15 protein-coding genes are annotated in these 12,652 nt (G+C 41.1%); 3 read left to right on the plus strand and 12 right to left on the minus strand.

The features are described 5' to 3' along the window. Positions 1–29: 29 nt before the first annotated feature. Positions 30–1,070, minus strand: coding sequence for a zinc-dependent alcohol dehydrogenase family protein (locus QQK21_RS07315; RefSeq protein WP_284191543.1), 1,041 nt, complete (start codon positions 1,068–1,070; stop codon positions 30–32). A 481-nt stretch (positions 1,071–1,551) separates the two neighbouring features. On the opposite strand from QQK21_RS07315, the gene QQK21_RS07320 reads away from it, so the two are divergent. After that, positions 1,552–2,478, plus strand: a complete 927-nt coding sequence (locus tag QQK21_RS07320; RefSeq protein WP_284191544.1) for a putative adhesin — start codon at positions 1,552–1,554, stop codon at positions 2,476–2,478. A 35-nt stretch (positions 2,479–2,513) separates the two neighbouring features. Here the strand turns inward: QQK21_RS07320 and QQK21_RS07325 are convergent, their stop codons facing one another. The 9 genes from QQK21_RS07325 to gap form a co-directional block, all read right to left on the minus strand. Then, a complete protein-coding gene (locus QQK21_RS07325; protein WP_284191545.1) occupies positions 2,514–2,798 on the minus strand; it encodes a putative quinol monooxygenase in 285 nt (94 codons plus the stop codon). Positions 2,799–2,811: 13 nt separating this feature from the next. After that, entirely contained in the window at positions 2,812–3,207 is a 396-nt protein-coding gene (locus tag QQK21_RS07330; RefSeq protein ID WP_284191546.1) for a VOC family protein, read from the minus strand. 79 nt (positions 3,208–3,286) lie between these two features. Further along, positions 3,287–3,598, minus strand: a complete 312-nt coding sequence (locus QQK21_RS07335) for a ribbon-helix-helix domain-containing protein (protein WP_284191547.1) — start codon at positions 3,596–3,598, stop codon at positions 3,287–3,289. Between the two features lie 100 nt (positions 3,599–3,698). Then, entirely contained in the window at positions 3,699–5,276 is a 1,578-nt protein-coding gene (locus tag QQK21_RS07340; protein WP_284191548.1) for an alkaline phosphatase, read from the minus strand. Between the two features lie 273 nt (positions 5,277–5,549). Next, positions 5,550–5,906, minus strand: a complete 357-nt coding sequence (locus QQK21_RS07345) for a hypothetical protein (RefSeq protein WP_284191549.1) — start codon at positions 5,904–5,906, stop codon at positions 5,550–5,552. A 215-nt stretch (positions 5,907–6,121) separates the two neighbouring features. After that, on the minus strand, positions 6,122–7,045 hold the full coding sequence (locus QQK21_RS07350) for a ChaN family lipoprotein (protein WP_284191550.1): 924 nt from the start codon (positions 7,043–7,045) through the stop codon (positions 6,122–6,124). Between the two features lie 66 nt (positions 7,046–7,111). Beyond that, positions 7,112–7,930 (minus strand): 23S rRNA (guanine(745)-N(1))-methyltransferase, encoded by an 819-nt coding sequence (gene rlmA, locus QQK21_RS07355; protein WP_284191551.1) that lies wholly within the window; start codon positions 7,928–7,930, stop codon positions 7,112–7,114. A gap of 96 nt (positions 7,931–8,026) precedes the next feature. After that, entirely contained in the window at positions 8,027–8,911 is an 885-nt protein-coding gene (locus tag QQK21_RS07360; protein ID WP_284191552.1) for a D-hexose-6-phosphate mutarotase, read from the minus strand. Positions 8,912–9,072: 161 nt separating this feature from the next. Further along, positions 9,073–10,068, minus strand: coding sequence for a type I glyceraldehyde-3-phosphate dehydrogenase (gap, locus tag QQK21_RS07365; protein WP_114787106.1), 996 nt, complete (start codon positions 10,066–10,068; stop codon positions 9,073–9,075). Between the two features lie 331 nt (positions 10,069–10,399). Between gap and msrB the strand changes: the two genes are divergently transcribed. Further along, complete coding sequence (gene msrB / locus QQK21_RS07370) at positions 10,400–10,825, plus strand: peptide-methionine (R)-S-oxide reductase MsrB (protein WP_284191553.1); 426 nt, start codon at positions 10,400–10,402, stop codon at positions 10,823–10,825. 24 nt (positions 10,826–10,849) lie between these two features. Here the strand turns inward: msrB and QQK21_RS07375 are convergent, their stop codons facing one another. Further along, a complete protein-coding gene (locus QQK21_RS07375; RefSeq protein WP_284191554.1) occupies positions 10,850–11,671 on the minus strand; it encodes a DUF2989 domain-containing protein in 822 nt (273 codons plus the stop codon). Between the two features lie 105 nt (positions 11,672–11,776). Between QQK21_RS07375 and QQK21_RS07380 the strand changes: the two genes are divergently transcribed. Continuing rightward, on the plus strand, positions 11,777–12,061 hold the full coding sequence (locus tag QQK21_RS07380; protein ID WP_284191555.1) for a YeaC family protein: 285 nt from the start codon (positions 11,777–11,779) through the stop codon (positions 12,059–12,061). 78 nt (positions 12,062–12,139) lie between these two features. Here QQK21_RS07380 and QQK21_RS07385 read toward each other — a convergent pair whose 3' ends face one another. Further along, complete coding sequence (locus QQK21_RS07385) at positions 12,140–12,625, minus strand: YchJ family metal-binding protein (protein ID WP_284191556.1); 486 nt, start codon at positions 12,623–12,625, stop codon at positions 12,140–12,142. Between the last annotated feature and the right edge of the window lie 27 nt (positions 12,626–12,652).

Consider the following 12,652-nt stretch of genomic DNA (forward strand, 5'->3'; position numbering starts at 1 on the left):
TAGAAGGGTATCTTGAGCTCACGATGCTTTTAGCTGTTAGTGATCATTACTTTTAAAGCGTTGTGTTTTTCTGCATTGATAAAGGTGTCATAGGCCTTGTCAGTTTCACTAAGAGAGAAATGGTGCGTACAAAGTTTTTCTGGATGTAGGTGCCCAGCGCGAATTTGCTTAATAAGGGCGGGGGTTGTGTAGGTGTGCACAAGTCCGGCAGTCATGGTGAAATTGCGCTTCCACATATCTTCAAGGTTAATTGTGGCCGATTTTCCATGAACACCAAGCACGGCAATGTTACCGCCAGGGCGCACTAGCTTTTGTGACATATCCCAGCCTGCGGGGATTCCTATTGCCTCGATAACCACATCGACTCCTACATTATCGGTAATATCGAGAATTTGTTGAACAGCAGTATTTTCAGTGTTATTGATTGTATGAGTAGCGCCCAATTTCTTTGCTACTTCCAAGCGATGAGCATTATTATCGATGGCATATATCTTACTAGGGGTAAAAAACTTAGCTGTCATTAATGCTGCCAAACCTACTGGTCCGCAGCCTATTATGGCGATTGAATCAGCAGGCTTTAATTTTCCATCCAAGACGCCAACCTCATAGCCAGTTGGGAAAATATCGCTTAGAAATACTAATGACTCTGAGTCTATATCTTCTGGAGCATGGAATAAGCTATTATCCCCATGCGGAATTCTTACATATTCGGCTTGGCATCCGTCAATTTCATTTCCTAATATCCATCCCCCATTTAAACATTGACCAAATAGAGACTTTTGGCACATTGAGCAGCTGCCACAGGAAGTAATACAAGATATGATAACTCGGTCGCCAGGTTTGAATTTGCTAATGCGATGACCACACTCTTCCACGATTCCTACGCCTTCATGGCCAAGAATAGTATCACTTTTAAATGTCGAAACATTCCCTCTTAATATATGAAGGTCCGTACCACAAATAGTCGTTTTTTCAATTTTAACAATAATATCATTGTCATCAATTAAAGTGGGTTTAGGTCTTTCTTGAAGAGAGTGATTGCCTTGAGCATCCATTACGTAAGCTTTCATTTTACTTCACCTTTTCTATAATGAAATCTACCAATTTTTTAGCCGATATAGTCTTAATGATAATTTTAAAGTAATATGATAAATACATTTGCATCTATAATTACAACTATTATTTAAAGGCATTAATCTAGTTGTGTTTTATCAAGTTATCACACAGGAAAAACAAAAGTAAACGTTTGCATGTGAATTATTTTATTTAAATTTTAATTTTGTTTTTTATTAACCTTAATAATAAATTTAATTAGGTTTAAATGTTATTCTGATCAAATAATTTAATTTGTAATATGATTATTGTCATTATCTATAGAGAGAAATTTTCTAACAGTAAAACAATCCCATTAGTAACACTTATGATATTAATGATGTTGTTTTTTTAATTTAGGTTGAATTTTTTACTTACTAACTTAATAAAGTTATCCAGCACCCAATATTATTTCTATACTTTCTGTTGTTGACATGACGCCGATGAGAGAGAAAAACGATGTTCACTAAGAAACTAGTATTGAAGACCATTGACGATTGTATTCTTGGTACCACAAGCAGCCGAAAAAAAACGGTCGGGCTGCCTAAGCTTCGCAGTGATGTAGTAAAACTTACTGATTTAAAAAAGATTAAAGATCTTTTGGTCGAAGCAATCAATGAGAAAGCCCCAACAGATTTGAAGCCGCTAGACACAGCGTGTAAATATTGGGTAAACCGTCATTCTTCCTACACATTTAGAGTGTTTGGTAAAGAAACCAAAACCAGAAAAGCGCTTCAGTCTTTAGTGGATGAATATGGCGTATATTTTAATAGTGATCTTGGCAATTCAAAGGTCTATGAGAAGGCTTTACCTCCGACTAAGCCGCTGATGTTAGGTAATACCAGTAAGGTAAGTAAAACAACCGTCACCCAAATGAAACAAGCATCTCGGCGTGGGGACAAGCAAATCGTATTTTTGGGTCATGGTGAAACAACGCTTAACACACATATTCAAATCCCCAAGGGTACGAGTGTCCATTTTTATACTTATGACCAAGCGTTTTTGCGAGACGTTGACGTCCGAGCGATTGCTTGTCCGGAAGTTTGGGGTAGACACCAAGTCCCTACTGTTCGTGAAGTGGCTGGCCCCGGTTCAACAATCAGGGAGCATTACATTGGTGAACTTGATCATCAAGGTTTGGGAGGACATATAGATAATCCGGCCTTTTTGGGTGGGGTAATGTTTACTGGAGTTCGCTCTCTCTCCTCGCTCTTAGTTCCCAATATGGGTGTTGTGCATTTTGCGGCTTGTCGTGCCCATCCAACCGATGACATGATTGCGTTCAATAAAGGTGGTGGTGTAAATGCGAATAGTATAGAACCATTGCAACGAAGTGATTCTGTGATTGAAAACTTAATGAAACTTGGCGGATCACCAGATCACTAATATTAAAACAGAGCGCCTTGTGCGCTCTAGTTGATTCATAGTTGTTCATAGAAGGTAATGATAGGATCTTTAACCAACAAGCTTTCTAGGCTATCTATCAGATTTAAATAATGTGGTTCATTACAATGCGATTCAAACGCAGCTTGATTGATGAACTGCTCTTGAAATTGAAAAATTAGTGGGTTGTTTGAGTCTCTTAGTAAGGTATAGCGCACACAGCCCGCTTCTTTTTGAGTTGGTTTTATCATACTGAGCAAAAGTTCTTTAAGTGTGTTTTCTTTGCTAGGTTTTGCCTCGAAAGTGGCAGTTAAATGAATCATTCTAGGAGCCTATCTAGTTGTATCTTCCGTTACGTTGTAGAAATTCGATCTTGTATCCATCAGGATCGACAATAAAAAATAATGTGGCTAGTAGCCTGTCTTGGTATCGAATAGTTTTTATGTCACTAGGTGGAATGTCTAACTCTTTGAGTGTTTTATGTGTGTGATGGATACAATCGACTGTAACGGCGACGTGCCCGTAGCCAGAGCCATGAGTATAAGCTGTATCTTCGTTATGATTGTGGGTTAGCTCAAGCTCGAAGTCAGTTTCTTGGTTTGCTAAATAGGTCAAAGTATAGTCTTTGAATACAAATTGCTCTTTGATGTTTAATCCAAGTGCTTTGCGATAAAACTCAATAGACATACTAAGATCATGTACTCTTATCATGGTATGGACAAGCTTGGTCATATCGTCCTCCTTATCGTAAATTGGGCTTTAGAATAAGGAAGTTTGTTTAAGTTGTGGTAGTACCTGAGTACGACATCAACTAATGTGGGTGGGGTGTTTGAAGCTGTTGCTGTATTTTACTCAAAACGTTTTCTGGATGGCGAAGATAAATTAAGCATGCACAGCGTAGTAAAGACGTAAAATTTTTAATCTCAGGGTTATATACTATAGCTTCTGAGTAAATCGCGCTGATAAATTTAGGTAGTGTCATATTTTGCTGCCGAGCAATTTCTTCTAGGATTCCCCAGAAACTGGCTTCTAGCTTAATGCTGGTGGCATGGCCATCAATGCGAATTGAGCGTGCAATGATTCGGTAATTTTGTTGCGGTTGGTTGGCGAAAATTTCACACATAGTTCTACGATTGATATATAAGGATATAGCCTTTCTAGCTTGACTACCAGCGAGTGTCAATTAAATGGGTTAAATAAACGCCCTTCAGGGCGTTTATTGGTTATCTCACTTGATTTTTGATGTATTCGCCCAGCTCTGAGTGATGCATAATTTTTGAGACAGGTATGATGACATCAGCGGGTCCCCAAGCAAATACATTCACTGGGGTATGAGTGTGTGTTCCAGTTCCCCACACGATGTTTTGGCTAGTCGCTTGTGCCCTAGCAAGAAGATTACCTCGGTCGTTGTATGGAAAAAAAGCATCAAAGTCGTTAATTGCTGGAATGTGTTCAGCTGATAAGTAAGAGTGGCCTGTTAAATGATAGGGATTGGGTTTACTGGCCAACACGCCTTTTGCTTGGCTTAAAGTGATGGGAAACTCGGTATTTTCATTGACTATTGCGGCGAATTTTTCAGCGGTTTGCTGGTTTGCATTTAACTTCTCAAATTCACTGACCATGCTGTTGTAGCTTTGCTTCTGGCTATACAGTCGATCGAGTAAGGCAAATGAGCCAAAATTATAATTTGGGGCATAATTTCTAGTGGAGAATGCCTTTCCACTGCGTTGTTGCGGCTTTGGTAGATTTTGAGAAGAGTAGCTAAAGCCAAAAGATCCCGTTTCATGATCGGCCGTAACAATAATGATGGTGTCTTTCCGCTCTTTTGCCCACTGATAAACAGCATCAATTGCCTCATCAAACTTGATCATTTCGTGCAGCATGGTGCCCGCATCGTTGCTGTGACCAGCAAAATCTATCTGTCCTCCTTCAACCATCAAAAAAAAGCCATCTTTATCATGAGACAGTAACTCAAGCGCTTTCACCGTCATTTCCTTCAAGCTAGGTTGAGTGCGAAGAGGATCATTTTTGCTATTACTATGAGCAATACCATCATTCATATTTGCATATGAAAATAAGCCGAGAACTTTACCATTGGAAGCTTTATCCATCATAGTGCGGTTAAATGCCAGTTGGTAGCCAGCCTGCTGTGCTTCAGCTAACAAATTACGTTGATCTTCACGTTTGGACTTTATAGACAGGCTCTCTTGGGTTAAGGCTTTTAATTGGTGGTATACCTCACCTTTTTCGTTAACTGATTTTGGTATCCAATGCCTAAGGCCGCCGGAAAACATCACGTCTGGTCCAGTTGCCAACATATCTGTGGCAATCTCGTTTTCTAAAGAACGATGTGCTTGGTGTGCAGCAAAAGACGCAGGAGTTGCGTGAGTCAAACGGGTATCTGATACTAAACCTGTGGCCTTGCCTAAGCTTTTGGCCTTTTCTAACACAGTTTGTATATGGTTACCTTGTGCGTCGATGCCAATCACTTCTGAACCAGTGGAAATTCCGGTAGAGAGCATAGTTGCGGAGCAGGCGGAATCGACGACAATGGCATCGTCTGGATGAGTGAGCGATGAACCAATCACACCCGCTTGGGCGAGTTTAGATAGTGCAGTTGGCTGTCCTTTATATATTGAATTTGGGGCTCTGTTTGCGTAAGTTTCAAGTAAACCGACTTGTTGTGGTCCCATACCATCGCCAATCATTAAAATAACGTTTTTTATTTCTGCTGAAAGTACATTGAACGAAAGTGTTGCTGTCAATAGGGTCGTCAACATAGGGTTCGCTAGATGCTTCATTTAGTGGTCCTTATTAAACAATGTATCCTGAGTAAACCACTGTTACATTTAACATTTTCATAGGCAATGAATTGAATTGGTCACCATTCTTTTAGATTTGCATTTGTGCGCTTTCTTATACATTAAGGGTGAATAAACAATGCTTTTATCACGAGGAAATACGACTAAGTGCGTTGAAAGAAGGGAAACGATATTTCAGATTATAAAACAGACTCTGGCTCTGGTATCTGAGCTACCAGAGCTGTCTTGCAGTAGATTGGCACACTGAGGTGGTTATATGAGTGCCAATAATATACCGCCAACAGTTGCCGCAGCGGAAAGATATTGCCCCGCCGAGTAAGCGCCATCTTGCTCTTTTTCTATCTCATCTGGCTTATCAATACCTAGTGCACCATGAGTGAATGATTCTACTTTGTCTCCAACCGTTTTTTCTGATTTTTCGGCAGATTTAGATTCCTTGTCTAACTCTTGTAACGCGGCAAGCAGAGCTTTACCTTCTTCTGAAAGAGTAACTTTATTTTGTTCCACCTTAAGCGCAGCTGGGTTTTTGCTCAACTCGCTTTGATTCGCTTGAGGCTTGACCTGCTGGGCAGGGGTCAGCTTGGCTGGCTCCATTCCTACTGGTGTCATAGCGATCTCCTTACATCATCCTCATGACTGTATCGGCCACGAAGAAGAAAACTTGTGCAAAAAATACAGTATTTGTGTGAAATTCCATCTAGCACAAAGTGTGCCTAAAGTAGGGTAGGTCCGATAGAAGAGAATAAAAATGACGGCTATAGAGTGTAGACCTCAGTGACAAGGAGATGGGGTATGGGGTCTACATCTATCTAGGATAATTCTTGTTACAAACAAGTTAGGTCGTCATTTCTCTTGCTTAATTGTTGATATTCTTTCAGCCTGTTTTCTTCCTTCACATACCGAGTAGGGGGAGAGAGCACCTTAAGTTGGTAATCTTGGCTATTGGACATGATTTCACCATTAGGTGTCACCACAACAACATTTAACCTGGGTTGTCTTGTTAAAATGGATGACTTGATACCCAGACCTTGTTCTACATGAAATGTTCCAGCAATATGTACAACCTGTGTTTTAGGGTGTGTCTCTAGGTATTGCGTAATACTTTCCGCCATAGTTTCATCCCAAGTCACTTGAGCCGCATAGTATCGCTCAGCCTGTTCACTGGCACCATGGTGCATTGAAGCCATGAACTTTTCTTTGTAGGGGCTTGCTTGTGTATTCACTTTAGTGGCTACCATAGCACGTTGGTTTGGACTCAGTTTGTCTAGATAGTCGATGCCTTGCCGACCTATGCAGCGAACAATGTGTTTGGGAGCGTTGGCCGCGATAATATCCAGCTGATGAGCTTTGGCAAATTCAACTAGAGGGCGGTAATCACTTTCATAGTTTGGCCAAGCATCCGCTTCTTTTATAAGAGTTTGTTCACCAATCTCGCCATCTAAATATTGATCAAGGTGTGATTGAGTATTGCGCGAAAACTGCTCCATCGACAACGCAATTTTTCGGTTTTTATATAGTGATTTAAGCAAATCGGTTTGAAAATGATGGATGCCAGCATGTGTGTGCCACTCTCCGACAAGAATAACATCTGCGTCGATGAGTTCTTGAGGCAAGTTGGTGAGAGAAACCAATGCAGCATTGGGTGAGAAAAGTTGATAATCGTAGAAGGTTTGAGCTTCTTTCTGAGCAGATGTTGAGCAAGCAACTAGGCTCCAGCAAGCCAAAAGCAACGTAATATGTTGGTACATAGGTATTTTTAAGAGCAGGAGTAAGAGCTCAATGATATTACAGGTCTTTACCCCTCTCAATATAAACTAGACCCTACGATAGATTTGGATGATAAAGTCAGCGTCACAGTCAAACGATTTCGCAGTGGCCAATAATTGTCTTAACGTCGAATCGGCTTTCCAAGCAAAAGGAGTCATTTGTAGAAGTTTATCAGCATCACCATTTTTGAGTGTCATTGTATAACTTAACTTTTCCACTTTCTCTAATTTAAACCCTTCAAACTCATCGGGTTTTTCATCATGAAGTTTTACGGTTTCGTACAATCTTTCTCTCAATTGGTATAAGTGACGAGCTCCGGGAGTAACGGTGATCAAAACGCCTTCTGAATGGACAACGCGTTTGAGTTCAGTTGGATTGCACGGTGCATAAATTTTGAGTACTGCGCTTAGGCTACTCTCTTCAAAGGGTAAACGAGTACTTGAAGCGACACTGAATTGGCAGTTTGGATAGCGTTTTGCTGCGTAGCGAATTGCGACTTTGGATATATCTAATCCGTAAGTAATGGCTTTGGCGTTGCGGTTGATTAATTGGCTTGCTACTTCATTGGTGTAATAGCCTTCGCCACATCCAATATCTAATAGTTTGTGTTGGGACCCTTGTAAATAGTGAACGCAGAGCTGTGCGACTTTTTCTTGTAGTGGCTGATAGTAGCTTTTTTCTAAGAAATGGCGACGTGCCTGCATCATTTCCTTATTATCTCCGGGATGTTTTGACCTTTTATGCTGAACTGGCATGAGATTGACATAGCCTTCTTTGGCGATATCAAATGAGTGATTGTTATTACAATGGTATGAATTGTTTCTTGGAGCCAAACTGCTATCACATAAAGGGCAAGAGTAAGACATAAGTATCTCGGTATCGATATAGATGAGCTGAATTCTAACAGGAAGGTGCCATGCAGACCATTAAGATTACCGCATACCAATGGCATGCGGTGCTGACTAACCGATAGATAGCTTGGTTGACAGTTGGTATGTTTTACCTGGTTGGAGCGCTTTTCCAGTTTCAAGACTGGATGCGTGAAGACTGGATTCAATACACATCATAGTAAGGTAGCCATCGTCATCCATATCTTTTAAATCGGCTGATCCACGTTGCCAAGGGTTCCAAAGAACGGCTGAGTTGTGTCCATCATTTTCAACTACCAGCTTGCGACTATAACCTGGATCTTGGAGGTGGATTTGCGTTTCCGTTTTAGGGTACACCCTATCTACTGAATCTGATAGTAAAACGGTGCTATCACTTTCAAAACGGGCCCCATTTTGTAAGTTGTCCAAGTATTCTGGTCCAACACCTGTAATCATGATATCTCGTATATGACTAACCTTGAGATAGGTGTGCAGTGCAGCTGAGAATGTCCATGGTTTGTCGTCTGTATTGGTGACCTCTAAAGTGACTTTAAGCTCGTCTGTCACTTCCACAATCAGTCTGGCACTAAACTGAAATGGCCAAATATCCATACTTTGCTGTGAAGATGCCAATCCAAGTTCAACAATAACACCACGGTCATTCTCTCTGTGTTGCAGTAATGACCATTCTGATGTGCGAGCAAATCCATGTGCAGGAGAGGCAATACGCCCAAACCATGGCCAGCATATTGGAATACCACCACGAAGGGCTGCTTTGCCATCAAAGATTGCCCTATCGCTCATCCAGATAAGGTCGTGTTGTCCTGTAGGTTTGAAAGAGACAAGATGTCCGCCATGTAACGAAATACCAGCACTTGCCTTCTCATGAATGATTCGGATGATTTTTATTTGTTCTACTTGGACGATGGTGACGCTATCGGATAGAACGGTTAGGGGAGTCAGTGTGGTCAAATCCATACAATGTGGTTCCTCAGGCTAGGGGAAAACTAGAGACTCAACATTATGTCTATGTGCGCCTCAACGCGTGTTCTCATTACAGATACAAAAAGACGGCTCATGGGCCGTCTTTTTATTCAAGCTATTCGACAATGGCTTGGAGCTTAGATGTAATATCGCTGTTACTTAGAGATGTGAGCGATTAGGTCTAGAACTTTGTTTGAGTAGCCGATTTCGTTGTCGTACCAAGAGACAACTTTAACGAATTTGTCAGTTAACGCGATACCTGCTTTCGCATCGAATACGGAAGTTTGAACTTCGCCGATGAAATCTTGAGAAACGACTGCATCTTCAGTGTAACCTAGGACACCTTTAAGTTCGCCTTCAGATGCTTCTTTCATCGCCGCACACACAGCTTCGTAAGATGCACCTTCTTTAAGGTTAACAGTTAGGTCAACAACAGAAACGTTTGCTGTAGGTACACGGAAAGCCATACCCGTTAGTTTACCGTTTAACTCAGGAAGTACAACGCCAACAGCTTTAGCAGCACCTGTTGAAGATGGGATGATGTTTTGTGAAGCACCACGGCCACCACGCCAGTCTTTTGCTGAAGGACCGTCTACCGTTTTTTGTGTAGCTGTAGTAGCATGAACCGTTGTCATTAGACCAGATTCGATACCGAATTTGTCATTAAGTACTTTTGCAATAGGCGCTAGGCAGTTAGTCGTACAAGAAGCGTTAGATACGATATCTTGGCCAGCATAAGAAGCATGGTTTACGCCCATAACGAACATTGGTGTAGCATCCTTAGAAGGACCAGTTAGAACCACTTTTTTAGCGCCAGCAGTGATGTGCTGACGTGCAGTTTCGTCAGTTAGGAAAATGCCCGTTGCTTCAGCAACCACGTCAACACCGATTTCGTCCCATTTTAGTTCAGTTGGGTTGCGCTCTGCAGTAACGCGTACTGTTTTGCCATTGACGATTAGGTTACCACCTTCAACTTCAACGGTACCGTTGAAACGGCCGTGAGTTGAATCGTACTTTAACATGTAAGCCATGTATTCTACATCGATTAGGTCGTTGATACCCACAACTTCGATGTCGTTACGCTCTTGTGCTGCACGAAATACGAAACGACCGATACGGCCAAAACCGTTAATACCTACTTTGATAGTCATTATAGTTGCTCCACAACTTAATTTCTGATTAAAGATAACTGGTAGTAAAATTACAGAATCCAGTCAAAATCTGCAACAGATAATCGGACTTAACTTGTTTAAAGTCAAAAAAAAGCGTCGCTTTTTTTCATAACAAGTCTCATTTGACTATCTTTTGAACGGATTGTGGGTTTTTTTCTAAACCAGTTGACATAAGATAATTCGGATGCGTTCACGGGTGGTGAAAGTCTAACCATCCTTTCATGGAATTAAAGTATGTGCTACAAACACTGACTAGCGCAAGTTTTTGCAGTGAAAAGTGAAGTTTTCAAATCCTTTATCAGAGGGAGAAATGAGATTGAAATCAGTGAATACAAAAATACACAAACCTGATGAATACTGGCGTGATAAGTTATCTGAGGAAGAGTATCGAGTTTGTCGATTACAGGGTACTGAAGCTCCGTTTTCCGGTACCTTACTGCACAATAAAGATACGGGGATTTATGAATGTACTTGTTGTAATACCGCATTGTTTCAATCTGAAAACAAATTTGATTCTGGGTGTGGTTGGCCGAGTTTTGACGCACCTATCAATGACCAAGTGATACGCTACATCGAAGATCTTAGTCACGGAATGATCAGAACAGAGATTCGATGTGCGGTATGTGATAGCCATCTAGGGCATGTTTTTCCCGACGGACCCAAGACCACAGGGGAAAGGTTCTGTGTCAACTCAGTGTCGTTAATTTTCAACAAATCAGACCAAAGCGGTGAGTAAATCACCGCTATTTGTTGAAATCTTTCATTTGAATTCAGGCATCATGCTGCGCTTGTATCGGCCGCTTTCTAGAGCGCTTTGGATATTATCTGCGATGTCATCTAGCTGCTCGTATTTGCTCTCACTAAATCCATACAGCAGTTTCATTTCTTGTTTGGATGCGATCACAGGGACTTCGAAGGCACTTGCAACCATAGCCCAGACATAAGCTTGCTCTTTATGGTTTAATTGGTAATTAATACTGGCAAGAGATTTGAAAATTTCGGTATTGAGATTATCACCGTTGCTAAGTTCGAGCGATTTGTTGAGTAGTTTGATGGTCTTTTCCGAATCTCGGCTGGTGTAAAAGGTTGCAAGAGCATACTGCATTTCAGCGGTTTCAAGCGCAGGCTTGCCTTCAAGTTGTAAGAAGCTTCTTCGCGCACTTTCATCCCCGGTTTGGCTCCACAAAAAGTACAATGCGTCTGGGGAAGATGATTTTCTTATGTTTTCAACGATGGTTTTAAGATCATCACCCGCATTGACGAGGGCGTTAAATCTATTTCTTCTCAAATCTGCCTGATCTATGGTTTGAATTTGTGAAGCAAGCTCTAGACATTTTTTATATTCAGACACTAACGCATATTCTTTAATCAACATACTGTCGGAAGGGTTTTTCATTGAATCGTATCGATGCCAAATCAGATTGGTGCGTGGTAATCTACACTGACCATCGTTTTGATTCGTTCTCTCACACTTTAAGTTTGGATTATCCTGACACAGCTGATCGGTATTTCTTCTATTTTCGAAGCATCCGGTGACAGTTGCAGTTAGAATGACGATTATGAGTAATTTTAGTGGCTTCATATTTATAATTGCTTGTGATCCGTTACACTTATTTCAGCATACAATCTTGACTCAGATCGCTTGCTAGTTATGTTTCTTATATCAGTTACAACTTAAGGATAGACCATGGACGCAAAGCAGTTAGTCAATGCTATTACACCTGAGGCGTATGAGCGTCTGTTATATGCTGTTGAGACAGGTAAGTGGCCTGAGGGTTCAGTGCTTTCACAACAGCAACGAGACTCATGTATGCAAGCTGTAATGTTATATCAGTCAAAACACAACGAAGAAGCTCAACATATGACAGTTGCCAAAGGCGGCGAAGTGAGTTTTAAATCAAAATCTGAGTTAAAAAAACAGTTTGCCAATGATCAAGACGATATTTTGAGGGTTAACCCTAATCAATCCTAACCCTAATGTTGACGTAATGATAGAAGGCTGTGTGCTTTCTATCATCAAAAAGTCTGCTGAAACTGCGATGTTAGTTCTTTAGCCACAGCACTTTTTGTACTTCTTACCACTCCCACAGAAACATGGGTCGTTTCGTCCTATTTTAATCATATTTGGCTTATCATCGAGCGAGTTTTCGTTGGGAAACGTACCGTCTATGTAGTACCAAAGACCGTTATCTTTGACAAATCGAGAACGTTCTTCGAGACAATATTCTATATCTTGCTCTGTGTAGAAGGCTTTAAAAGTGACAAATCCTTCTTGGGCGCAAGTCCCATGTTCTATTTTAAGTACCACTAGCTTACACCAGTTACTTTCTATAGATTGTTCAATTGCTTCCCTATGAATTTGTGCATTGCAACTTGGGTGATAAGTCTCAATAACGTAGTCCACCAAACCTTTTACGTGGGCACTATAACGCGAGCGCATGAGTTGCTCTGGTGTTTTGGCCTTTGCATGATCTTTATGAATCGGTTCACAACAGTCAGCATAGGATCTATTGGTGCCGCAGGGACAAGTTTGCATCTTAGCTCCGATAATTTATTGCGTTTT

It is taken from the genome of Vibrio zhanjiangensis (assembly GCF_030161235.1).
Classification (GTDB): Bacteria; Pseudomonadota; Gammaproteobacteria; order Enterobacterales; family Vibrionaceae; genus Vibrio; species Vibrio zhanjiangensis.

What these genes read in the sequence shown, in the direction of transcription:
- gap (WP_114787106.1), bottom strand. Translation starts at nt 10,068, where the DNA reads ATGACTATCAAAGTAGGTATTAACGGTTTTGGCCGTATCGGTCGTTTC.
- QQK21_RS07385 (WP_284191556.1), bottom strand. Translation starts at nt 12,625, where the DNA reads ATGCAAACTTGTCCCTGCGGCACCAATAGATCCTATGCTGACTGTTGT.
- QQK21_RS07340 (WP_284191548.1), bottom strand. Translation starts at nt 5,276, where the DNA reads ATGAAGCATCTAGCGAACCCTATGTTGACGACCCTATTGACAGCAACA.
- QQK21_RS07375 (WP_284191554.1), bottom strand. Translation starts at nt 11,671, where the DNA reads ATGAAGCCACTAAAATTACTCATAATCGTCATTCTAACTGCAACTGTC.
- msrB (WP_284191553.1), top strand. Translation starts at nt 10,400, where the DNA reads ATGAGATTGAAATCAGTGAATACAAAAATACACAAACCTGATGAATAC.
- QQK21_RS07360 (WP_284191552.1), bottom strand. Translation starts at nt 8,911, where the DNA reads ATGGATTTGACCACACTGACTCCCCTAACCGTTCTATCCGATAGCGTC.
- QQK21_RS07345 (WP_284191549.1), bottom strand. Translation starts at nt 5,906, where the DNA reads ATGACACCAGTAGGAATGGAGCCAGCCAAGCTGACCCCTGCCCAGCAG.
- QQK21_RS07320 (WP_284191544.1), top strand. Translation starts at nt 1,552, where the DNA reads ATGTTCACTAAGAAACTAGTATTGAAGACCATTGACGATTGTATTCTT.
- QQK21_RS07335 (WP_284191547.1), bottom strand. Translation starts at nt 3,598, where the DNA reads ATGTGTGAAATTTTCGCCAACCAACCGCAACAAAATTACCGAATCATT.
- QQK21_RS07325 (WP_284191545.1), bottom strand. Translation starts at nt 2,798, where the DNA reads ATGATTCATTTAACTGCCACTTTCGAGGCAAAACCTAGCAAAGAAAAC.
- QQK21_RS07330 (WP_284191546.1), bottom strand. Translation starts at nt 3,207, where the DNA reads ATGACCAAGCTTGTCCATACCATGATAAGAGTACATGATCTTAGTATG.
- QQK21_RS07350 (WP_284191550.1), bottom strand. Translation starts at nt 7,045, where the DNA reads ATGTACCAACATATTACGTTGCTTTTGGCTTGCTGGAGCCTAGTTGCT.
- QQK21_RS07380 (WP_284191555.1), top strand. Translation starts at nt 11,777, where the DNA reads ATGGACGCAAAGCAGTTAGTCAATGCTATTACACCTGAGGCGTATGAG.
- rlmA (WP_284191551.1), bottom strand. Translation starts at nt 7,930, where the DNA reads ATGTCTTACTCTTGCCCTTTATGTGATAGCAGTTTGGCTCCAAGAAAC.
- QQK21_RS07315 (WP_284191543.1), bottom strand. Translation starts at nt 1,070, where the DNA reads ATGAAAGCTTACGTAATGGATGCTCAAGGCAATCACTCTCTTCAAGAA.